Below are 21,299 nucleotides of genomic sequence, written 5' to 3'. Positions count from 1 at the left end.
ATGCGCGCGTTGATGCTCACCGCCTTGCTGACCGCCGCGGCCCCGGCGCTGGCGCGTGATCGGGCTGCGGACGTCCCGCCGGTGACTCCGGCGGGACCGGCTCGCACCTGCCTGTCGCTCGCCACGATCGAGCAGACATTGGTGCGCAGCGACCGCGTCATCGACTTCCGCACGACCGGCCGCCGCCTTTACCGCGTAACCCTGCCGCAACGCTGCCCCGGTCTGGGGGCCGAGCGCCGCTTTGCGTACGCGACCTCGATCGGTCAGTTGTGTGCGCAGGATCTTATCACCGTCCTGTACGCCAGCGGCCCGATGCAGGGCGCGCGCTGCGGTCTGGCACCGTTCCAGCCGGTCACACCGACCCGCTGACGAATTTCGCAATGGAAACGGGTAGCGTCGCGCGCCGCCCCCTGCTAGGCGGACCGAACCGGCACCCGTAGCTCAGCTGGATAGAGCGCTGCCCTCCGAAGGCAGAGGCCACTGGTTCGAATCCAGTCGGGTGCACCAGCTTTCAGTTTCGGCCGCTTGCGCTCACTGATGTAGTGGTCAGTCGCGCCTTGCTGGCCATCAACCGTCTTCTCGCTGGTGCAACCCCGGCCTGGTCGCGACCGCATGCATCGCAGCGAGCGATGGCTGCACCAGACGCGGTGTTGAAGACGCTCACTGGCAGCGTTAGCTTATCGCTCGCGTGACGTCCCTCGCGCGGCTCAACGGCCATCGCGCCCCAGCCTCTCTGCTTGAGCGCCGACAAGACGGGCGGGAGGCACGAAATCAAGGAACCGAGTCGATGTGAACCTAAGCATTATGCGCGACACGCACCGGAACCCGCATCGGTTTCAATCGTTTTACCGCGCCGGATACTACATTGATAATTCTGCCGATCAGCAGCTAGATTTTTTTGCACGGGGACCTTCCCCGCCTCAACAGCTGAAGGCTATCATTGAAATACGTTTCACTTCACACGTCGGCCATCATTCAAACTGCTCCAGGGTGCCAATCCAGGTCATCTTTTCCCCTCCATAGGTATCTCACCTCATTTCTACAAAATATCGAATTATTAACCGGGATCATCGTTACCCGGCTCGATAGCCTGCTAACCCAGCCGAAGCCGAGTTCTGGCTAGGAGATACGAATGTCTGTCGTGGCACATGCAAGACCCTCCACGACCATCGGCAATCGCGAGCTTCTGCTCTGCTTCTCGCATCTGCGCTGGGACTTCGTCTTCCAGCGACCCCAACATCTCCTGACACGCTTTGCCCGCCACTTCTCGGTGGTCGTGTGGGAAGAAGCCGAGGTTGCCGGTAGTGCGTCCCCCGATCTCCGGATCCGGTGCACGCCGGAAGGCATCCGGATCGTCACGCCGCACCTCCCCGCCGGGCTTGACGACGCGGCGACGGGCGCGGCGCTCGCCAGCCTGCTCGACGGCTTTCTTGCCGACGCGCCGCCGGTTGCGGTGCGCTGGTACTATACGCCGATGATGCTGGCGTTTTCGCGTGGCGTCCCGGCTGCCTGCACTGTCTACGATTGTATGGACGAGCTTTCCGCCTTCCGGTTCGCGCCGCCGCAGCTGCTGCAGCTTGAGGACGAGTTGCTGGCGGAGGCCGATCTGGTGTTCACCGGCGGCTGGAGCCTGTATGAGGCGAAGCGCAGCCGCCACGCCAGCGTCCACGCCTTCCCGTCCAGCGTCGACGTCGCGCATTTTGCAGCGGCGCGCGCGGAACATTGCGAGGCTAGGGGCGCCCCCTGTTTCGGCTTCTTCGGGGTCATCGACGAGCGGATGGATCTGGCGCTGCTCGCCGCGCTCGCCGATGCGCGTCCCGACTGGACGATCGAGGTCGTCGGGCCAGTCGTGAAGATCGACCCTGCCGACCTGCCACGGCGGGCGAACCTCCATTATCCCGGCTCGCAGACCTATGACGCGCTGCCCGCCACGATCGCGCGCTGGGACGTCGCCCTGATGCCGTTCGCGATCAACGAGGCAACGCGCTTCATCAGCCCCACGAAGACACCGGAATATCTCGCCGCCGGTCGGCCGGTGGTCTCCACACCGATCGCCGATGTCATTCGTCAATATGGCGACACCGCGGCGGTGCGGATTGCCGCGACGGGGCCGGGGTTCATCGCGGCATGCGACGCGGCACTGGCGCTCGCACAAGGGCCGGATCGGGCGTGGCGCGATGCCGCGGATGCGATGCTTGCCGCGATGTCGTGGGATGAGACCGCCGCCGCGATGCTCGCCGAGATCGAACCCTATCTGCCCGCCGCGCCACGCGAGCATTACGACTGCGTTGTGGTCGGCGCCGGCTTTGCCGGGGCGGTGATGGCGGAGCGGCTGGCGGCCGGCAGCGGCCGGCGCGTTCTCGTGGTCGACCGGCGACCGCATATCGCCGGCAACGCCTATGATGTCGAGGATGCCGCCGGCATCCTGATTCACCAATACGGCCCACACATTTTCCACACCAACTCCGCCGACGTGTTCGACTATCTCTCGCGGTTCACCGGATGGCGGCCGTACGAGCATCGCGTGCTCGCCGACGTGCGCGGTCATCAGGTTCCCGTTCCGATCAATCGCACGACGCTCAACACCCTGTTTGACGCCGGACTCGACACCGAGGCGGCGGCCGCCGCCTTCCTCGCAGCGCGCGCCGAGCCTGTGGAGACGATCCGCACGTCCGAAGATGTCGTCGTCTCCTCGGTCGGGCAGGAACTCTACCGCCTGTTCTTCCGCGGCTACACACGCAAGCAATGGGGGCTGGACCCGTCGGAGCTGGACAAGGCGGTGACCGCACGCGTCCCGACGCGGACCACGACCGACGATCGCTACTTCACCGACACTTATCAGGCGATGCCCGACAAGGGCTATACCGCGATGTTCGCCGCGATGCTCGACCATCCCAACATCACGGTGCGCCTCGGCACCGATTTCGCAGCGGTCAAAGACGAGGTCAGTTACGATCTGCTCGTGTTCACCGGACCGATCGACGAATATTTCGGCCGACGCTACGGCGCGTTGCCATACCGGTCGCTCCGCTTCGAGCATCGCACCCTGCCCGTGGCGCAGCACCAGCAGGTTGCGGTCGTCAACTATCCCGACGAGACGGTGCCGTACACCAGAGTGACCGAGTACAAGCATCTGACCGGTCAGCAATCGCCGGTGACCAGCGTCACCTATGAATATCCCGCGGCGACCGGTGATCCCTATTATCCCATCCCCCGCCCCGAAAACCAGGCCTTGTTCAAACGCTACGAGGCGATGACGCTTGCCGAGCCCGACGTCCTGTTCGTCGGTCGACTGGCAACCTACCGCTATTACAATATGGACCAGGTCGTCGGTCAGGCGCTGGCGACATGGCGCCGCTGGCAGGCCCGTCAGGACGAGGCGGCGATGGCGACCGCGGCCGAATAGCGGAACGCGCACGATGCTGATCGCCCATGAGCTGGCCGGGCTGCGTATTCTCATCGCACACGAAGACGGGTTCCAGCGAGCCTATCTCTCGACGGTGATGACGGCGGCCGGCGCGATCGTGGTGGATCCTGCAACGATCGCCGCAGGCGCAGCGCCAGCGGACGATCGACCGCTCGACGCGGCGGTCGTCAGCCACGCCATGCAGGCGACCGGCGGCCACATGCTGGCCGACGCCGCCGCGCGCGGCGCGCTGGCGGTGCTGGTCGTCCACGCCGCCTCCGCGTCGCCGGTGCCGGCGGTCGGCCTGCTGCGCAGCCTCGCGGCGCCCTATGCCGCATTTCAGGTGGTCGAGGCGCTTGGCGATATGCTGCGCGGGCGGACGACGCACCCATGACGCAAGCTTGCGCCACGACACCGTCGCCGCTCGAACTGTGGGGCGGGATCGAATGCACCGTGAACCGGACGCGCGACGGCTATCGCGACCAAACGATTCTAAGCGGCCATCACAACCGTATCGGCGACCTCGACCTGTTTGCCGGCCTCGGCCTGCGCGCGCTTCGCTACCCCGTGTTGTGGGAGCGGACGCAGGCGACGCCGGGCGCCACCCCCGACTGGTCCTGGGCCGACGCGCGCCTCGCCCGGCTGCGGGACCTGGGTATCCGGCCGATCGTCGGGCTCGTCCATCACGGCAGCGGGCCGCACCACACCAATCTGCTCGACCCCGGCTTCGCCAACGGACTGGGCCAGTTCGCCGGGCTGGTGGCCGAGCGCTTCGACTGGGTAGAGGACTGGACACCGGTCAACGAGCCGCTGACCACCGCCCGCTTTTCGGCGCTTTACGGTCACTGGTATCCGCACGAACGTAGCGAGCACGCATTCTGGCGCGCGCTGATTAACCAGATAGACGCGACCCGCGCGGCGATGCGCGCGATCCGGCGCGTCAACCCGGCCGCGCGGCTGATCCAGACCGAGGATCTCGGGCGTACCCATGCGTCCGCTTCGGTCGCGGCGCAGGCGGCGCACGACAATCTGCGGCGCTGGGCCAGCTGGGATCTACTTTGCGGCCATGTCGACCGGCATCATCCGTTGTGGGCAACGTTCGCGCGGCTGGGCCTTTGCGACCGCGTGTGCCGCATCGCCGACGATCCCTGCCCGCCCGACATCATCGGCCTCAACCATTATCTGACCAGCGACCGGTTCCTCGACCACCGCATCACCCGCTACCCCGCGCATCTGCACGGCGGCAACGATAAGCTCGTCTTTGCCGATACCGAGGCGGTGCGCGTGCTGGACGCCGTGCCGGGCGGCCTCGCCGGCGCGATACGCGAGGTATGGGAGCGCTACGCCATTCCGATCGCAATCACCGAGGTCCATAACGGCTCGACCCGTGACGAACAGCTTCGCTGGGCCGCCGAGGCGTGGGACGCGGCGGCGGTGGCGCGCGACGACGGGATCGACGTGCGCGCGGTCACTGCCTGGTCGCTGCTGGGCAGCTATGGCTGGAACACGCTCCTGACCGGCGGAGACACGTACGAGCCCGGCGTCTTCGATCTTTCGTCGGGCACGCCACGCCCGACCGCCCTCGCCGCGCTGTGGCGCGCCTTGCCGCGCGGCGAGCCCCGTCACCCGGTCACCGCCGAACCCGGCTGGTGGCGGCGCGCGAACCGGCTCCTTTACGGTGCATCGACGGTCGAAGCGCCCTGCGTGCCGGTCACAGGCCGCCCGCTGCTGATCGTCGGCGAGCCGGACGACTGCGCACTCGTAGCGGACGCCTGCGCACGCCGCGCGCTTCAGCACGTTATCCGCACGTCCGGGACCGCCAGCGATGACGCGCACCCGTCATGGGCGGTGTTCGCCATCAAACCGGCACCGGGCGCACCGTACTTCACGATCGACCACGGCCCCGTCCCGACCGGCCTTGCGTCGCACCTGCCCTCTCCGCAGTCCGTCGACGCGGCGCTGGACCTGCTCATCGACGGCGCCGCAGGCACGTGGCGCTTCGAGGCTCACGGCCTCGTTCCTGCGCCGTCGCGTGCGATGGTGGCATAGCGCACAAGCCGGACACGGCGACTCCCGATGTATGATGCGTCCTGAAAACGGCCTTGCAGCAATCAGCCGCGCGCGACGATTAGGCGCAGGTCGCACCCCGCACGCGAGAGAGAATGTCGGCTGGAACGTTGGTCGGGGCGCATCTTGAAGCGAAAAGTCGCTACAAATCACCGTCCCGGAGGCGATTTCTGGCGGTGCTGTCAGTCTAATGCGAAACGCTCTCCACACGATGCACTTCGGTCGTTGACGGCGACCTTCAGCTGACGAGCGCCTGCCACTCCGCCAGTGCGGCGGATCGTCGTTCCCGGTAGGTCTGTCGATCGATGAGGTGGCGCTCCAGGCTGAAGTGGTTGTGGACGTTGGCGTGGACGGAAGCGAACTTCCGTAGCGTCTTCATTTGCCGAAACCGCAGCATCGCCCGCTCCCATCGTCGGAAACGCAGATGGCTGTTCTCGACCCGGTTATTCGCCCGGCGGCCCACCTCGTGCTTCTCGGCGTTGCCAAGCTCGTTCATCGCGGCCCGCTAGCTACGCAGGCCGTCGGTGGTGATCGCCGCGTCGTCGGCTGGACTGTCGGCGACCGCCTGCACCGCGACCTGGCGCTTGCGGCCCTGCGCAAGGCCCTCTTCATGCAGCGTCCGCCCGACGGGCTCATTCATCATTCGGACCGCGGCAGCCAATATTGTTTCGTGGAGTACCAGACCGAATTGCGCCGCTACGGTATCCGCATCTCCATGTCGGAAAAGGGAAATCGCTACGACAATGCCATGGTCGAGACGGTCTTCAAGACGATCAAATTCGAAGTCGTCTGGCGAACGGTCTTCTACACACGTGCCGAGGCCGCAACGGCCATTGCCCACTATATCGACGGCCTCTACAATCCTGTCCGGCGCCACTCCGCGCTTGATTACACCACCCCAGCGCAGCGCGAACGAAACGTGTCACGCTGAGCAAATGCCTCTCCACTTCAACGGGGCAAGTCCGATGCAAAACAACGCCTGATTGTCCCTCGGCTTACGTCGGTGCTGTTCGCGGAACTTGCAAATTTTTTCAAGCAGCTCTATAGCGAAATCGCTGAACGTCGCCTGCGACGGATGATGGGCCGCTTCGGCTCTTCCCTTTGTCCTTTCTAGCTTCAAGACGCCGGGATGTGCCGCTTTGGCGCATGCCCGACACCCGTGGGACAAGGAAAATCTCATGATCACTGGCACCGTAAAATTCTTTAACAATGACAAGGGCTATGGCTTCATCGCGCCGGAAAACGGCAACGGCGACGCTTTCGTCCACATCTCGGCCGTAGAACGCGCAGGCATGACGACGCTCAACAAGGACCAGCGCGTCTCCTATGAGCTCGAGACCGATCGTCGTGGCAAGACGTCTGCTGTGAACCTGCAGGACGCCTGACGGTCTGCGGCGGATGCTTCGCATCCGCCGCTTTCTGATCTCGCGTATACTCAAGACCGTTCTACCAGACCGCCCGGCTACGTGACGCCTGGAGCGGTGGCAGCCGCCGCCGGCTATGAAAGGCTGTTATGTCCAGAAAACTAGTCGCACCATTTCTGATCGCCAAAGACGCGGACGGCCAGTTTCGCATTACCATCCGCGACACGCGCTTCAATTCGCAGAACTACCCGATCGTAACATCGGCCCTTCAGCCCGAGATGTTCAAGAGCGCCGTGGCCGCACGTGCGCACGCCAAGCAGCAATTCGGCGCAGAGGCCGGACAGTTCGCTTCCAAGTAAAGTCGTTCAAGTCTCCCGCGGGTGACATGCGCCAAGTGTTCATATGAGCAGGGGCATGCCCCGGCAACCGATGAGAGGCTCGCATGACGCAGCAGGAACATGATCTGACCGCGCAGCAGTTGCTGGAAGCCCAGCAAGCGCTCGACGTGGCAGCGTTCAACGGGATCCTGAGCTTGGCCATCGTTCTGCGGAAGCGGAACCTGCTGACCGACGTCGAGACCGAGGGGCTGCACGACATCATGAGCAAGCCGTTGTCGCTGGCGGGCAACGCGGATAATCCGGTCGTGCAGGATGCGCAGCACAATCTCGATCAGTTGTTCGCGCTTCTTGTCGATCACCGCTAAACATCGCCAGCGGAGATCGCGACTGCTCGCCAGCTGCCGTTCCCGGGCCGCGCCATCTTGCGATGGCTGGCCAAGCCGCCCCGCGACCACTCACAAGCATCGTTCCCGTCTGACCCGGCCACATGGACCAACATCGCCAAAAGGCTTCGGCTTCGGTCCACTACGACAGCCGCTTCGATGAATACTGGATCAGCATTGGTTCTGCACAGCAGTGCCTGTCCTACTATGCATGGTGTGGTGAGAGGCTGCCAGCTGAGCTGCTGCCGGTCTCGTGGACACAAGATTAAGCTACCTGCGCCTCCCGTTCGGAGTCCCTGGGGCTAAGATAGCCCAGGGTCAAGCGGCGCCGCGTCGGATTGTAGAAGCGCACGATGTTAACGAACACGCCGGCCTTTGCGTGGTTGCGCGTGCGGTAGGTTCTGCGCCCGATCCTCTCGGTCTTTAGCGAGGAGAAGCTCCTCGCGCTCCCGAACCAGCTTGACCGCCTCCAGCTTGAACCTGAGGCTGAATGTCCGTCGTTGCATTCACACCCTCCGGTCTGAAAACACCTTACCTTGGTGTCCACGAGACCGGCAGCAGCTCAAAGAGGCAGCGTTGATCAGGCTGCGTTTTCGGATCCGACCTGGAGCTTGGGACTTCACCACGCGTAAGTTCTTGCAGGCCGACTGTTGCTCCGGACAAAACTAGCCGGCCGATTTCTCGCGGTGCTGCGTCAACAACCTGTCGATCTCTTCGATCCGCAGCCGTTCCGGCGTGCCCTTCGCGAGCCCCTTCAACCGGCATTCGGCCCATAGCCGTTTACGCTCCGATTCCAGCGCCCGTAAATAAAGATCAGCCACTCGTCATCTCCTGTTCCCGACATTCCCGCGGCGAGAGCGGCGATGCGCCGCGGCGCTGCTGTTCGCCGCGTCCTCCTGCACAAGCTTGCGCCATCGTTCGACGCGAGCGGAATCAATATCTCCTGCCGCCATCGCGGCGTGGATGGCACATCCAGGCTCGTCTACATGGGTGCAATTCGAGAACCGGCACGCGAGCGCCACTGCCGTCACGTCGTCGAAGACCTCGGTCACGCCGGAGGCCACTTCGGACATCTGGAGTTCGCGCATGCCCGGTGTGTCGACGAGCCAGCCGCCCCCATCCAGGCGATGCATCTCTCGGACGGTCGTTGTGTGCCGACCCTTACCGTCGTCCTCGCGAACCGTCTGTGTCGCGATACTGTCCGATCCCCTCAGCGTGTTGACGAGGGTCGACTTGCCGACCCCGGACGATCCCACCAGCGCGACTGTCTCTCCGAAGCCGCAATATCCCGTGAGACGTGCGGCGCTCGTCGGGTCACGCCCGTTGACCAACTCTACCCGCAACGCCGCCTGGAGCGCTTGCGCCGCCTCGACGAAGCGCTCGGGCGCAGGCGACAGGTCTGCTTTCGTGAGGACCACGACGGGTCGCGACCCGGCCTCGCGCGCGAGCACGAGATAGCGCTCGATGCGCGCGACGTTGAAGTCCCGATCACAGGAGGAGACGATGAAAAGCGTGTCTACGTTCGCGGCGATGAGCTGGACCCGGCGATCGTCGCCCGGTGCAGGCCTCTTAAACACGCTCGTTCGGTCCAGGATTCGCACGAGGCTGCGGCTGCTCCGATCGATGAGCAGCCAATCGCCGACGGTAGCTCGGTCGTCCGCTCCCCCCGGCTCGGGTAAACTGGACGAAATCGAGCCCTCGAACCCATCACCGGAAACGGTCACCCTTCCGCGATGAACCGATATGACGCGAACGGGCTGGCAATCGCGGCTCTGCTCGGCGGAAACCTGCTCGTAGAAGAAGCGCCGCCAGCCGAGCCGCGCGAGAGTGGAATCTGACATTTTCATCACCGCATCAGCGGGCTTGCGGTTCGGCTGGTTGGTTCGCGTCGGGTGTTTCGCGCTCAGCCGCCCGCTTATCCGCCTTAGCCTGCGCCTTCTTCGCGGACTCGGTTGCCTTGGTCCGTTCGCGCTCGCGGCGCTCGAAGTCGTAATTCGGTTTGCGTGGTATGGCGGTTGCTCCGATGCTTCCGGCTTCGGCTCGAGCAAACGCTCGGCCCTAGACCCTGGCTTTCGAGGCTACACTGATCCACCAGTCGCGACTAGGCTCGCGAGCAGGCGGACCGGGACCAACCCTGTCACTCGACAGCAGCCAAGAGCCTCCGGAGCGCATGAAACCGACTCAGAAACGGCCGTCCGGCTACCTAGCGATTGACGTGCTCCCCAAAGCTCCTCCAGTCATAACTGGAGTCCGGGGTTGTCATGGTGCCCGTCGGGGCGGTGTTGCACAACCCGCTTGGCAGCATCGGCGGGCGTCAGCCCGCCAACACCACTATGCGGGCGCACATGGTTGTAATCATCGCGCCAGAGCCGCAGCACTGAGCGGGCATGGCCCAGCGACACGAACAGCGTCTCGTTGAGGCATTCGTCGCGCAGGCGNACCACGCCCCGCCCCGGGTGGCCCCGAACCGCTCGGCACCGCGCCGCGCCGTGCGGCACTGCGCCTGCTCGACGCGGTGCTGCGCCGTGGCGAGCCGCTCGAATCGGCGCTGGCGCATGCCACGCGCGCCTTGGTCGGCGGCCCCGACCGCGGGCTCGCCCACGCGATCGCCGCCGAGACGTTGCGCTGGCTCCCCGATCTCGACGCGCTGATCGATTCGGCGACCCGCCAGCGGCTGCCCGACGATGCCAAGGCGCGCAGCGCGTTGCGTATCGCGCTGGCGCAGGCGCTCGGCCTCGGCACCCCGCCGCACGCCGCCATCGCCACCGTGCTGCCGCTGGTCGACGGCGGCCCGCGCAAGCTGGTGCATGGCGTCTTCGGCACGCTGATGCGCGGGGACGCGCGTCTGCCCGAGGTGCCGACGCTGCCCGCGGCGGTTGCGGAACGCTGGCGCTCCAATTGGGGCGACGTGGCCGCCGCGGCTGCCGCCCGCGCCATCGCCGCCCCGCCGCCAATCGACCTCAGCTATGCCGATGCCACCAGGGTGCCGCCCGATGCGACCACGCTTGCCCCCGCGCACGCGCGGGTGCCGGCGGGTAGCGATGTGGCCACGCTCCCCGGCTACGACGCGGGCGAATGGTGGGTGCAGGACCTCGCCGCCTCGATACCGGCGCGGTTGATCGGGCGCGGCACCGGTACCGCGCTCGACCTGTGCGCCGCGCCGGGCGGGAAGACGCTCCAGCTGGCCGCCGCCGGATGGCAGGTGCTCGCGATCGATATGTCGGAGAGTCGCGCCGCGCGACTTCGCAACAATCGCGAGCGCACCGGACTCGCGTTCGAGATCGCGATCGCCGACGTGCTGAAATGGGCGCCGGACGCGCCCGCGCAGGCGGTGCTGGTCGACGCGCCGTGCAGCGCCACCGGCATCTTTCGCCGCCATCCCGACGTGCTGCACCGCGCACACGGCGGGATCGTCGCCGAAATGGCGCTGCTACAGGCGCGGATTCTCGATCGCGCCGCCGGCTGGGTCGCGCCGGGCGGGACGCTCGTCTACGCGACCTGCTCGCTCGAGCCCGAGGAAGGCGAGGCGCAGATCGAGCGCTTCCTTCGCGATCACCCGGACTTCACGATCCGGGCGCCGGCGGCGGGCGAATTGCCCGAGGGCATCGCGCCCGAGCCCGAAGGCTGGGTCCGCACCCTCCCCGGCACGCTCGAAACGGTCGGTGGATGCGACGGGTTCTTCGTCGCACGGGTTGAGCGCGCTTCCGCCTAGGCGCTGCGTCCGCTAACGGGTCGGCATCATGACCAAGCCCGTCCGCATCGCGCCATCGATCCTGTCCGCCGATTTCGCAAGACTAGGGGAGGAGGTGCGCGCGATCGACGCCGCGGGGGCCGACTGGATTCATCTCGATGTGATGGACGGGCATTTCGTCCCCAACATCACGATCGGCCCGGCGGTGGTGAAGGCGCTGCGCCCGCACACGATCAAGCCGTTTGACGTGCACCTGATGATCTCGCCGGTCGATCTGTATCTCGACGCCTTCGCCGAGGCGGGCGCCGACACGATCACGGTCCACCCCGAGGCCGGGCCGCACATCCACCGCACGATCCAGCACATCAAGGGGCTGGGCAAGCGCGCCGGCGTGGTGCTCAACCCCGGCACCCCGGCCAAGATGCTCGATTATCTGATCGACATGGTCGACCTGGTGCTGGTGATGAGCGTCAACCCCGGCTTCGGCGGGCAGCATTTCATCGACAGCCAGCTCAGGAAGATCAGCGCGATCCGCAAGATGATCGAGCAATCGGGCCGGGACATCGACCTGGAGGTTGACGGCGGTATCGACGCCGACACTGCCCGCCGCGCGATCGCGGCCGGCGCCGATGCGCTCGTCGCCGGCACCGCAACCTTCCGGGGCGGGCCGGAGCGGTACGCCGAAAACATCCAGGGTCTGCGCGGCGGATGACCGACGACCGCACCGGCATCGATTCCGAAAAGCACATCATTTCCGCCGGTACTGGCGAATCGCTCGGCGACCGCATGGCGACGTGGTTCGAACGGCTGACCTGGCGGACCCCGCTGCACGACCGGCGGCTCGACGGCCAGCATCCCGTCAGGCTGGTCGCGGTGCCCGTCGATCCCATCCCCGGCGAGAGTGACCTTGGCGAGGCGCTGCTCGAGGGCTGGATGTACGCGGGTGGCGAGCATCATGCGATCGAGACGATCGATGTCGCCGCCCCCGCCGCGGGGCCGGCGTTCGTCGAATATCTCCATTCCTTCGTGTGGTTGCGCGATGTCGCCGCGCTTGGCGATCACACGCGTGCGGTACCGCTGGCCGAGGCGCTGGCGGGCGGCTGGCTCGCGGCGCATGCCGACCGCGTTTCGGATCCGGCATGGCGTCCGTCGACCACCGCGCGGCGGCTGGCGATGTGGACGTTCCATGCGCCGCTGCTGCTCGCCTCGTCCGACCTCGTGTTCCGTTCGCGCGTGCTCAACGGTATCGCGCGCGGGGCACGGCACCTCGATCGCACCGCCGACAAGGCGCCGCCGGGCGCCGAGCGCATCGCCGCTTGGGCGGGCGTGGTGATCGCCGGGCTGCTGCTGCCCGCGGGCGAGACACGACTGGCGATCGGCGAGACCGGGCTGGCGCGCGCTCTGGGCACGGGGCTGAGCGCGGATGGCGGGGTGGTCAGCCGCTCGCCCGCCGCGCTGCTCGATGTGCTCGCGACGATCGGGCTGCTGCGCGCGGCCTATGATGCGCGAGGCCTGCCGCTCCCGGAACCGGTGACGACCGCACTGTCGCTCGCGACCCCGGCCCTGCTGGGAACGACGATGGGCGACGGCGGGCTGTCGAGCTGGCAAGGCGGACTGCCGGTCGATGCCGAGACGGTCAACGACGTGCTCTACGCCAGTGGCGCACACGGACGCCCGCTGCGACAGTCGCGCGACTGGGGTTATCAGCGGCTCGCCAATGGCGCGGGGGTGCTGATCGTCGACGCCGCGCCGCCACCGATGGCGCGCGTCGCCGAGGGTGGCTGCGCCTCGACGCTGGCGTTCGAATTCAGCGACGGCGCCGAGCGGCTGATCGTCAATTGCGGCGGCGCGGGTGTCACCGGCGCGCGGATGTCGCCAGCGATGATGACCGGGCTGCGCAGCACCGCGGCGCATTCGACGCTGACGATCGGCGACACCAATTCGACCGCGATCCTGCCCGACGGCACGCTCGGCAAGGGCGTGCGCGAGGTCGAACTGACCCGGCAGGAGTCGGAACTCGGCAGCCGGATCGAGGCGCGCCACGATGGTTATGTCCGTCGCCACGGCTTCCATCACCAGCGCACCCTGCTGTTGCTCAGCGACGGGCGCGAGCTGCGCGGCGAGGATGCCTTGCTCGCCGCGCCGGGTGCGCGCACCCGCCGGGCGGACGCGATGACGCCGTTCCTGCTGCGCTTCCACCTCGCCGCCGGGATCGAGGCGGTGGCGACCGCCGACAATCAGGCGGCGATGCTGCGCACCGCGGCGGGCAATTTCTGGCACTTCCGCAGCCGTGGCGAGCGGCTGACGATCGAGGACAGCGTGTGGGTCGATGGCTGGGGTCGCCTGTTCACGACGCAGCAGATCGTGATTCACGGCCTCGCCCCGCCGACCGGGGTAAGCGTCAATTGGGTGTTGAAGCGGGCGCGGTAGCCGTGAAGCCGCTTGAGCCCCACCCTTCGCCCGCGTAAGCGCGCGCGCATGACCAGCATCCCGATCCGCCGCGCGCTCCTTTCCGTCTCCGACAAGACCGGGATCGTCGACCTCGCAACCGCGCTTGGCAACAAGGGCGTCGAACTCGTCTCGACGGGCGGCACCGCCAAGGCGCTGCGCGACGCTGGCCTCACGGTGCGCGACATCAGCGAGCTGACCGGCTTCCCGGAGATGATGGACGGCCGCGTCAAGACGTTGCACCCGAAGGTCCACGGCGGGCTGCTCGCGGTGCGCGACGATGCCGCACATGCCGCGTCGATGGAAGAGCATCAGATCGGCGCGATCGATCTGGTCGTCGTCAATCTCTATCCGTTCGAGGCGACCGTCGCTAAGGGCGCCGACCGCGACGAGGTGGTCGAGAATATCGACATCGGCGGACCGTCGATGGTCCGCTCGGCCGCCAAGAACCACGCCTATGTCGCGATCGTCACCGATCCTGCCGATTACACGCTGGTCGCGGAGGGCTCGACCACGCTGGCGGATCGCAAGCGGCTCGCCGCCAAGGCGTTCGCCACCACCGCCGCCTATGACGGCGCGATCGCGCGCTGGTTCGGCAATGTCGATCAGGGTGAGCGCTTCCCGCCGGTCCTGCCGCTGACGCTGCGCCGCGCGGGGGAAGAGCTGCGCTATGGCGAGAACCCGCACCAGCACGCCGCCTTCTACGCCGCCACCGGCGATGTGACGCCCGGCATTGGGCAGGCACGGCAGGTGCAAGGCAAGGCGCTGAGCTACAACAATTACAACGACGCCGATGCCGCACTGGAGCTGATCGCCGAGTTCCGCGATGCCGATCCGACCTGCGTGATCATCAAGCACGCGAACCCGTGCGGAGTCGCGACCGGCGCGACGCTCGCCGAGGCGTATGAAGCGGCGTTCGCGTGCGACACGGTCAGCGCGTTCGGCGGAATCATCGCGGTCAACCGCCCGCTTGATGGCGTCACTGCCAAAGCCATCACCGGCATCTTCACCGAAGTCGTCGTGGCGCCCGACGCCGACGAGGAAGCGCTGGCGCTGTTCGCGGCGAAGAAGAACCTGCGGCTGCTGCTGACCGGCACGCTCCCTGATCCGGTGCGCGACGGCGTGTTCGCCAAGTCGATCGCGGGCGGCTGGCTGGTCCAGTCGCGCGACGCCGGGCGCGTGCTCCCCACCGACCTGAAGGTGGTGACCAAACGCCAGCCGACCGAGCAGGAACTCGCCGACTGCCTGTTCGCCTGGACGGTCGCCAAGCACGTCAAGTCGAACGCGATCGTCTACGCCAAGGGTGGCAGCACCGCCGGCGTCGGCGCGGGGCAGATGAACCGGCTGGAATCGGCGCGAATCGCGGCGTGGAAGGCAAAGGACGCCGCCGACAAGGCCGGCTGGGGCGAGACGCGCACGATCGGCTCGGCAGTGGCGTCTGACGCGTTCTTCCCGTTCGCCGATGGCCTGCTTGCGGCGGTCGAAGCGGGCGCGACCGCGGTGATCCAGCCGGGCGGCTCGATCCGCGACGACGAGGTGATCGCCGCCGCCGACGCGGCCGGGCTGGCGATGGTGTTTACGGGCATGCGCCACTTCCGGCATTGATCCGCATCGGTTGACGGAAGCGCCGTCGCCACTGCGCAGGCAGGGGCTGTGGCGTGTGCCGATCGGCTGACACACTGATGACGTCTCCGAGAGAGCGTCACTCCATCATTCGACAGACATGGGCCCCTGCCTGCGCAGGGGCGACGGCTCTTTGCGGCGATCAGCGGATAAACCCGCCCTCATTCGGCAGGGTCGCTTCTTCGGCGCTCGGCATCTTGCTGAATAGCGCGCGGTCCTCCGGGCCGAAGGCGTAGCGCCAGATCACGAACAGATACGCCGCCAGCGTCGCCGCGACCCCGATCGACACCTGCGCCCAGCGCCACGCCGGCGGCAGCAGCGCGAACGCGCCGCCCACCGCCGCGCCGGCGCACGCTGCCCAGACGAGCGGCCAGCGCATCGGCGACACGCTCGCGCCGAGCAATCGGCCGAGCACCCCCGCCTTGATGAAGGAGGTAAGCAGCACGACCAGCATCAACGCAATCGGCGCGCCCGCCGCCTGCGTCGTCACGCCGTACCCCGCCGTGCGCAGCGCGAGGATCAGCGCGAACGACAGCGCGATCTGCAACGCGAGCATCGTCATCGAGATCAGCAGGTTGCGGTGCCGCGCCATATAGACCAGCGCCGATTCGGACACCGCCCCGGTCGAGGCGAACACCTCGGCGAACAGCAGGAATACCATCGGTGCCGCACCGCCGACGAACTGCGGCCCGATCGTCGCCATCACGCCCTCGCGCGGGATCGAGGCGGTGATCGCCAGCGCGAGCTGCGCGGCGATGATCCAGAACGCCACCTGCCGCACCTGCCGCGCGATCGCCGCCAGATCGCCACGCGCAAGGCTTTGCGTCACCACCGGCCCCAGGATGGGGTCGAAGCTGGTCTTGAGCTTCTGCGGCAGGCTGGCGACCTGCTGCGCCATATAATAGATGCCGACCACGCTGGGCGCGAACAACGTGCCGAGGATCAGCCGATCGACGTTGCGGCTGCCCCATTCCAGCGCGTCTGCGCCCGCCAGCGGCGTATTGGCGCGCGTCATCTGCCACAATTGCCCGACATGCGGCGACCAGCCGTGCGGCACACCATAGCTGCGGATCAGCGGCACGATACTGGCGGTCAGCGCCGCGACCATGCTCGCGACATAGGCGAGCACCAGCCCGTCCTTGTGCGTGAAGAACGAGAACAGGAACGCGAAGATCGACAGCGTCCACGGCTCGATCACCGCGCGCGCGGTCACGCTCGCCTTGACGTTGTGGCGATAGGCGAGCGCGGCGAGGCTGACGTCGGACAGCGCGGGCGCGAGGATGATGAGCGGGAAGAAGCGGTCGAGCCCGCCGATCGCTGAATTGGGGTACATCGCCTGCGGGAAGGCGAACAGCAGCACGCTGGCGATCAGGCTGGCGATCAGCGCCAGGGCCAGCGCGTCGAACACGACGTGATTGTGCGGGCGTTCGGTTGACGACAGCGCCTGCGCAAGGCCGCGCTTGAGCCCAAGGGTCGCGATGAGCGCGGCGAACTCGACGACGACGACCGCGATCGCGAACCGGCCGACGAGCGCCGCGCCGTACATATGGCCGGCGATGAACAGGAACGGGATCCGCGCGCCGAGCCGCAGGACGAAGCCGGCGACGTTGGTCCGGCCGCCCTTGGCGAGCGCGGCGATGTCTTCGGGTTGGTCGGTCATGCGCGCGCCAGACCCGCTTCCGTTCGCTTCGAGCAGGGTTCGAGCGCAGCCGAGAACCCGACCGTCGAGAAGGCCCCGCGGGTGGCGACCTCTCGACATGCCGTCTCGGCTTCGCTCGACGGCTGCTCGAGGCGAACGGGGGTGTGAAGACGCGCCGCGGCCAAGCCGCGTCGTCCGACGGGCGCTGCCCGCCGGCCGCGCTTGCTTGAGTCAGCCGGGCGTGGCCGGCTGCCAAGCGGCGCGGTCAATGCGCCGCCCCCCAGCTTGCTCCCACCCCGATCTCCACGCCCAGCGGTACATCGAGCACCACCGACGGCGCCGCCGCGCCCGCCATTACGCGCTCGATCACCGGTCGCGCACGCTCGACATCACCTTCAGGCAGCTCGAACACCAGTTCGTCATGGACCTGCAACAGCATCCGCACGTCTGGCAGCCCGGCCTCGAGCAGCGCCGGCTCCATCCTCGCCATCGCGCGCTTGATGATGTCGGCGCTCGTCCCCTGGATCGGCGCATTTATCGCAGCGCGCTCCGCGCCCTGCCGCTCGTGCTGCACCTTGCTGCGGATGCGCGGGAAGTGCGTCTTGCGCCCGAACAGCGTCTCGGTGAAGCCGTGCTCGCGCACTTGCGTCAGCGTCTCGGCGATATAGCGATTGATGCCGGGGAAACGCTCGAAATAGCGGTCGATCATCGCTTGCGCCTCGTCGGCGGAAATATCGAGCCGCCCGGCCAGCCCCCAGCGCGAGATGCCGTAGAGGATTGCGAAGTTGATCGTCTTGGCGCTGGCGCGCGTATCGCGCGTCACCTCGCCGAACAATTCCTGCGCGGTGAGGCTATGAATGTCGTCGCCGCGCGCGAAGGCTTCCTTTAGCTGCGGCACGTCGGCCATATGCGCCGCCAGCCGAAGCTCGATCTGCGAGTAATCGGCGGCGAGGATGACGTTGCCCGCGTCGGCCACGAACGCGTCGCGGATCTGCCGCCCGGTTTCGGTGCGGATCGGAATGTTCTGGAGGTTGGGGTCGGTCGACGACAGCCGCCCGGTCTGCGCGCCGGTCAGCGAATAGCTGGTGTGGACGCGCCCGGTCTCGGGATGGATCTGCTCCTGCAGGCTGTCGGTATAGGTGTTCTTCAGCTTGGTGAGCTGACGCCATTCCAGCACCCTGGTCGCGATCTCCGCGCCCGCCGAGTCCTTGTCGGCGGCCAGCCGCTCCAGCTCGGTGACGTCGGTCGAATAGACGCCGCTCTTGCCCTTGCGCCCCCCCTTGAGGCCCAGTCGCTCGAACAGCACGTCGCCGAGTTGCTTGGGGCTGCCGATCGTGAACGGCCCGCCGGCCAGTTCGTGAACGACGCCTTCGAGATGCGCGATCTGCGTCGAGAACTCGCCCGACAGCTGCGCCAGTTTCTCGCGATCGACCTTGATCCCGCGCCGCTCCATCCGCGCGATCACCGCCACCAGCGGGCGGTCGACCATCTGGTAGACCCGTGTCCCGCCCTCGCGCGGCAGCCGCGCGGTGAAGCGCCGCCACAGCCGCAGCGTCACGTCGGCATCCTCGGCGGCGTAGCGAGTCGCCGCCTTCAGATCGATCTCGTTGAAGCCGAGCGCCTTCTTGCCGGTCCCGACCACGTCCTTGTACGCGATGCAGGTGTGCGAGAGATGCGTCGCGGCCAGCTCGTCCATGCCATGGCCATGCAGGCCGGCATCGAGCGCGAAGCTCATGACGATCGTGTCGTCATAGGGCGCGACGTCGATTCCGAGCCGCGACAGCACGATCAGGTCGTATTTGAGATTGTGCCCGATCTTGAGGACGCCGGGGTCTTCCAGCAGCGGCTTGAGCTTCGCCAGCGCAACGTCGCGGTCGAGCTGCGGCGGGCGTTCGGCGAACATGTCGCTCCCGCCATGCGCCAGCGGCACATAACAGGCGAGGTTCGGATGCAGCGCCAGCGACACGCCGACCAGTTCGGCGAGCATCGGATCCTTGGCGGTTGTCTCGGTATCGATCGCCACCCAGCCCTGGTGGCGCGCGACCGTGATCCAGCGGTCGAGCGCCTCGTCGTCGATCACCGTCTCATAGCCGTCGTGGTTGCATGCCGGCTCCTCGTCCGCGTCGAACGCGGCGTCGGTCGGTGACTCGGCGACCGGCGCGTCGGCGACCTCGCCCAGCCGCGTCAGCAGCGAGCGGAAGCCGTGATGATCGAGGAAGGCGCGCAGCGGCGCATCGGGGATGCCGTCCGCCAGCGACAATTCCTCGAGCGGCTGCGGCAGCGGCACGTCGCACGCCAGCTCGACCAGCTTGCGGCTCATCCGGGCCGCTTCGGCATGTTCGATCAGATTGTCGCGCAGCTTGCCCTTCTTCATCGCGTCGGCGGCGGCGAGTACGCCCTCGACGTCGCCATGTTCGAGGATCAACTTGGCGGCGGTCTTCGACCCGACGCCCGGCACGCCGGGGACGTTGTCGACGCTGTCGCCCATCAGCGCCAGAACGTCGCCCAGCTTCTCCGGGCCGACCCCGAACTTCGCCTCGACATCGGACGGGCCGAGCGTGCGGTTGTTCATCGTGTCGAGCATGTCGACCGACGGATCGGTCATCAACTGCATCAGATCCTTGTCGGAGCTGACGATCGTCACCTGCCAGCCCTGCGCCAGCGCCGCCTTGGTATAGCTGGCGATCAGGTCGTCGGCCTCCCAGCCCTGTTCCTCGATGCACGGCAGCGAGAAAGCGCGCGTCGCGTCGCGGATCATCGGGAATTGCGGGACGAGGTCCTCGGGCGGCGGCGGCCGGTGCGCCTTGTACTGGTCGTACAGCTCGTTGCGGAACGTCTGGCTCGACTTGTCGAGGATCACCGCCATGTGGGTCGGCCCATCGGCCTTGTGGAGCTGGTCGGCGAGCTTCCACAGCATCGTCGTATAGCCGTAGACCGCGCCGACCGGCTCGCCATGCTTGTTGGTGAGCGGCGGGAGACGGTGATAGGCGCGAAAGATGTAGCCCGATCCGTCGACGAGATAGAGGTGCGGCATGGCGGCTGCCCTATAACGGATTGGGGTCAGGGGGAACCGGGGTTCGTCCTTTCGGAACGGAAGGGCACCTACTCCGTCTCGTCCGCCCCGCCCGCACGCGGCTGTGCGCCGGTCAGCGCGGCGGCGACCTGCTGGATCAGCACCTGTCGCACGCGCATCGGCGCAGTGGTGTCGCCGATCTGCACCGCGATCGCATAGCGCCGCCCGTCGGGTGCGGTCAGGATGCCGATGTCGTTGAACCCGGCATTGCGGCTGCCCAGTTCCTGCCCGGTCCCGGTCTTGTGCGCGAGCGTCCAGCCGACCGGCGTCGCCGCCTTCAACCGCGCGCGCCCGGTGTGCGAATTGGCCATCGTCTCGAGCAGCACGCGCGTCGACGTCTCGCTCAGCAACTCGCCGCGCGCCAGCCGCGCCAGCGCCTCGACGATCGCCGCCGGCTGCGCGCCGTCGGGCGGATTGTCGATATAGCGTTGCAGCGCGGCGCGGCGCGCCTCTGGATCGAGCCGCGCGCGCGCCGCCTCGAACCCGCGCCCCATCGCCATCGACTGGTTCCATGTCACCCCCGCGGTGCCGCTCTGTAGCAGGCGCTCGCCGGGACCGAAGCGGATACCGGGCAGGCGCTTCTCGGAAAGGAACCGCCGCACCGCCGCCGGCCCGCCGACATAGGTCAGCAGCCGGTCGTTGGCGGTGTTGTCGCTCTGCGTCAGCGCGCGGGTCAGCAATCCGGCGACGGTGGTGCGATAGCCCTCGCCCGTCACCAGCGACGCGACCGGCTGGTGGAACAGCGTCAGGTCGTCGCGGGTCACCAGCACCGGATCGTCGAGCTTCAGCCGTCCGGCGTCGCGCTGCCCCAGCACGGTCATCGCGACCCACAATTTGCTGACGCTCTGTTGCGGCAGGTAGAGCGCGCCGCCCTCCTGGACGATCCAGTCCTCGTCAACCGCCTGGATCGCCGCGCCCGCCTTGCCGGGAAAGCTGCGGATCAGCTGCGTCACGCGTTGCTGCAACGCGCGCGGCGCGGACTTCGGGCGCGGCGGCGCAGGTGGCGGGACCGCGACCGAGACGATCGGGGCGGGCGGGGCAGCCGGGATCAATGTCGACCCGGCCCCGGCGCCGCAGCCGGCGATCAGCAGCGACCAGCCGATCACCGTCGCCCGGTGCGCGAATGTCGTCTTTCCCATGTCCGCCGCCGTCACCCCTGCCTGATCCACGGCTGTGCCGGTCGGGCCGGCGGGCGCATACCCCCGCGACTCGTCCTTGCGACGACCGCCAGCCAGCGCGCGACGAGTCGAGTCGGCGTCGGTCAACC

The 21,299-nt window shown here is 67.4% G+C and carries 17 protein-coding genes, 1 tRNA gene and 3 pseudogenes; 13 read left to right on the top strand and 8 right to left on the bottom strand.

Annotated elements, in window-relative coordinates; genetic code table 11:
- The 5 genes from BACI71_RS04830 to BACI71_RS04810 all read left to right on the top strand — a co-directional run bounded on the left by BACI71_RS04830 (position 1) and on the right by BACI71_RS04810 (position 5,455).
- Positions 1-369, top strand: coding sequence for a hypothetical protein (locus tag BACI71_RS04830; protein ID WP_159755750.1), 369 nt, complete (start codon positions 1-3; stop codon positions 367-369).
- A 61-nt stretch (positions 370-430) separates the two neighbouring features.
- A tRNA-Arg gene (locus tag BACI71_RS04825) sits at positions 431-507 on the top strand.
- 625 nt (positions 508-1,132) lie between these two features.
- Positions 1,133-3,406: a UDP-galactopyranose mutase gene (gene glf, locus BACI71_RS04820; protein WP_159755747.1), complete on the top strand. Its 2,274-nt coding sequence runs from the start codon at positions 1,133-1,135 to the stop codon at positions 3,404-3,406.
- A gap of 13 nt (positions 3,407-3,419) precedes the next feature.
- On the top strand, positions 3,420-3,800 hold the full coding sequence (locus BACI71_RS04815) for a hypothetical protein (protein WP_159755744.1): 381 nt from the start codon (positions 3,420-3,422) through the stop codon (positions 3,798-3,800).
- A complete protein-coding gene (locus BACI71_RS04810; RefSeq protein ID WP_159755741.1) occupies positions 3,797-5,455 on the top strand; it encodes a family 1 glycosylhydrolase in 1,659 nt (552 codons plus the stop codon). The genes BACI71_RS04815 and BACI71_RS04810 overlap by 4 nt, the downstream gene beginning before the upstream one ends.
- A gap of 256 nt (positions 5,456-5,711) precedes the next feature.
- Here BACI71_RS04810 and BACI71_RS18190 read toward each other — a convergent pair.
- Positions 5,712-6,008, bottom strand: a pseudogene (locus BACI71_RS18190) (DDE-type integrase/transposase/recombinase); the annotation flags it as partial.
- Between BACI71_RS18190 and BACI71_RS04800 the strand changes: the two are divergent.
- The 4 genes and pseudogenes from BACI71_RS04800 to BACI71_RS04785 form a co-directional block, all read left to right on the top strand.
- Positions 6,006-6,404 (top strand): annotated as a pseudogene (locus BACI71_RS04800) (DDE-type integrase/transposase/recombinase); the annotation flags it as partial. The pseudogenes BACI71_RS18190 and BACI71_RS04800 overlap by 3 nt on opposite strands.
- Positions 6,405-6,651: 247 nt before the next feature.
- Positions 6,652-6,858 carry a cold-shock protein gene (locus tag BACI71_RS04795; protein WP_028966271.1) on the top strand — a complete coding sequence of 69 codons (207 nt, stop codon included), beginning with the start codon at positions 6,652-6,654 and terminating at the stop codon, positions 6,856-6,858.
- 128 nt (positions 6,859-6,986) lie between these two features.
- Positions 6,987-7,196 (top strand): hypothetical protein, encoded by a 210-nt coding sequence (locus BACI71_RS04790; RefSeq protein ID WP_159755732.1) that lies wholly within the window; start codon positions 6,987-6,989, stop codon positions 7,194-7,196.
- 83 nt (positions 7,197-7,279) lie between these two features.
- Positions 7,280-7,540, top strand: coding sequence for a hypothetical protein (locus BACI71_RS04785; protein ID WP_159755729.1), 261 nt, complete (start codon positions 7,280-7,282; stop codon positions 7,538-7,540).
- Between the two features lie 283 nt (positions 7,541-7,823).
- Here the strand turns inward: BACI71_RS04785 and BACI71_RS18185 are convergent, their stop codons facing one another.
- The 4 genes and pseudogenes from BACI71_RS18185 to BACI71_RS04765 form a co-directional block, all read right to left on the bottom strand.
- Positions 7,824-8,105 carry an IS3 family transposase gene (locus BACI71_RS18185; RefSeq protein WP_443018449.1) on the bottom strand — a complete coding sequence of 94 codons (282 nt, stop codon included), beginning with the start codon at positions 8,103-8,105 and terminating at the stop codon, positions 7,824-7,826.
- Positions 8,106-8,223: 118 nt separating this feature from the next.
- Positions 8,224-8,379 carry a hypothetical protein gene (locus BACI71_RS04775; RefSeq protein WP_201297293.1) on the bottom strand — a complete coding sequence of 52 codons (156 nt, stop codon included), beginning with the start codon at positions 8,377-8,379 and terminating at the stop codon, positions 8,224-8,226.
- A 3-nt stretch (positions 8,380-8,382) separates the two neighbouring features.
- Positions 8,383-9,405 carry a ribosome small subunit-dependent GTPase A gene (gene rsgA / locus BACI71_RS04770; protein ID WP_159755726.1) on the bottom strand — a complete coding sequence of 341 codons (1,023 nt, stop codon included), beginning with the start codon at positions 9,403-9,405 and terminating at the stop codon, positions 8,383-8,385.
- Between the two features lie 390 nt (positions 9,406-9,795).
- Positions 9,796-9,996: pseudogene (locus tag BACI71_RS04765) on the bottom strand (integrase core domain-containing protein); the annotation flags it as partial.
- A 1-nt stretch (position 9,997) separates the two neighbouring features.
- On the opposite strand from BACI71_RS04765, the gene BACI71_RS04760 reads away from it, so the two are divergent.
- The 4 genes from BACI71_RS04760 to purH all read left to right on the top strand — a co-directional run.
- Positions 9,998-11,270 (top strand): RsmB/NOP family class I SAM-dependent RNA methyltransferase (locus BACI71_RS04760; RefSeq protein WP_443018448.1); only part of this gene is annotated, 1,273 nt, incomplete at its 5' end.
- A 28-nt stretch (positions 11,271-11,298) separates the two neighbouring features.
- The gene (gene rpe, locus BACI71_RS04755; RefSeq protein WP_159755720.1) at positions 11,299-11,961 is read left to right on the top strand and encodes a ribulose-phosphate 3-epimerase; all 663 of its coding nucleotides are present in this window, start codon (positions 11,299-11,301) and stop codon (positions 11,959-11,961) included.
- Positions 11,958-13,679: a heparinase II/III family protein gene (locus tag BACI71_RS04750; protein ID WP_159755717.1), complete on the top strand. Its 1,722-nt coding sequence runs from the start codon at positions 11,958-11,960 to the stop codon at positions 13,677-13,679. Before rpe ends, BACI71_RS04750 begins: the two co-directional genes overlap by 4 nt.
- 48 nt (positions 13,680-13,727) lie before the next feature.
- A complete protein-coding gene (gene purH / locus BACI71_RS04745) occupies positions 13,728-15,302 on the top strand; it encodes a bifunctional phosphoribosylaminoimidazolecarboxamide formyltransferase/IMP cyclohydrolase (RefSeq protein WP_159755714.1) in 1,575 nt (524 codons plus the stop codon).
- Between the two features lie 160 nt (positions 15,303-15,462).
- On the opposite strand, the gene BACI71_RS04740 is transcribed toward purH, so the two are convergent.
- The 3 genes from BACI71_RS04740 to BACI71_RS04730 form a co-directional block, all read right to left on the bottom strand.
- A complete protein-coding gene (locus BACI71_RS04740) occupies positions 15,463-16,980 on the bottom strand; it encodes a lipopolysaccharide biosynthesis protein (protein WP_159755710.1) in 1,518 nt (505 codons plus the stop codon).
- Positions 16,981-17,224: 244 nt separating this feature from the next.
- Complete coding sequence (gene polA, locus BACI71_RS04735) at positions 17,225-19,993, bottom strand: DNA polymerase I (protein ID WP_159755707.1); 2,769 nt, start codon at positions 19,991-19,993, stop codon at positions 17,225-17,227.
- A gap of 68 nt (positions 19,994-20,061) precedes the next feature.
- Positions 20,062-21,171, bottom strand: coding sequence for a serine hydrolase (locus BACI71_RS04730; protein WP_159760865.1), 1,110 nt, complete (start codon positions 21,169-21,171; stop codon positions 20,062-20,064).
- Positions 21,172-21,299: the final 128 nt, after the last annotated feature.

It is taken from the genome of Sphingomonas sp. 8AM (assembly GCF_902506455.1).
Classification (GTDB): Bacteria; Pseudomonadota; Alphaproteobacteria; order Sphingomonadales; family Sphingomonadaceae; genus Sphingomonas.
This window is presented reverse-complemented; position numbering and strand designations above follow the sequence as displayed.

Bases quoted from the DNA above. Each gene is read 5' to 3' on its own strand.
- BACI71_RS04750 (WP_159755717.1), top strand. From the start codon at position 11,958: ATGACCGACGACCGCACCGGCATCGATTCCGAAAAGCACATCATTTCC.
- BACI71_RS04740 (WP_159755710.1), bottom strand. From the start codon at position 16,980: ATGACCGACCAACCCGAAGACATCGCCGCGCTCGCCAAGGGCGGCCGG.
- rsgA (WP_159755726.1), bottom strand. From the start codon at position 9,405: ATGAAAATGTCAGATTCCACTCTCGCGCGGCTCGGCTGGCGGCGCTTC.
- BACI71_RS04810 (WP_159755741.1), top strand. From the start codon at position 3,797: ATGACGCAAGCTTGCGCCACGACACCGTCGCCGCTCGAACTGTGGGGC.
- BACI71_RS04790 (WP_159755732.1), top strand. From the start codon at position 6,987: ATGTCCAGAAAACTAGTCGCACCATTTCTGATCGCCAAAGACGCGGAC.
- polA (WP_159755707.1), bottom strand. From the start codon at position 19,993: ATGCCGCACCTCTATCTCGTCGACGGATCGGGCTACATCTTTCGCGCC.
- glf (WP_159755747.1), top strand. From the start codon at position 1,133: ATGTCTGTCGTGGCACATGCAAGACCCTCCACGACCATCGGCAATCGC.
- rpe (WP_159755720.1), top strand. From the start codon at position 11,299: ATGACCAAGCCCGTCCGCATCGCGCCATCGATCCTGTCCGCCGATTTC.
- BACI71_RS04830 (WP_159755750.1), top strand. From the start codon at position 1: ATGCGCGCGTTGATGCTCACCGCCTTGCTGACCGCCGCGGCCCCGGCG.
- purH (WP_159755714.1), top strand. From the start codon at position 13,728: ATGACCAGCATCCCGATCCGCCGCGCGCTCCTTTCCGTCTCCGACAAG.
- BACI71_RS04815 (WP_159755744.1), top strand. From the start codon at position 3,420: ATGCTGATCGCCCATGAGCTGGCCGGGCTGCGTATTCTCATCGCACAC.
- BACI71_RS04785 (WP_159755729.1), top strand. From the start codon at position 7,280: ATGACGCAGCAGGAACATGATCTGACCGCGCAGCAGTTGCTGGAAGCC.
- BACI71_RS04730 (WP_159760865.1), bottom strand. From the start codon at position 21,171: ATGGGAAAGACGACATTCGCGCACCGGGCGACGGTGATCGGCTGGTCG.
- BACI71_RS04795 (WP_028966271.1), top strand. From the start codon at position 6,652: ATGATCACTGGCACCGTAAAATTCTTTAACAATGACAAGGGCTATGGC.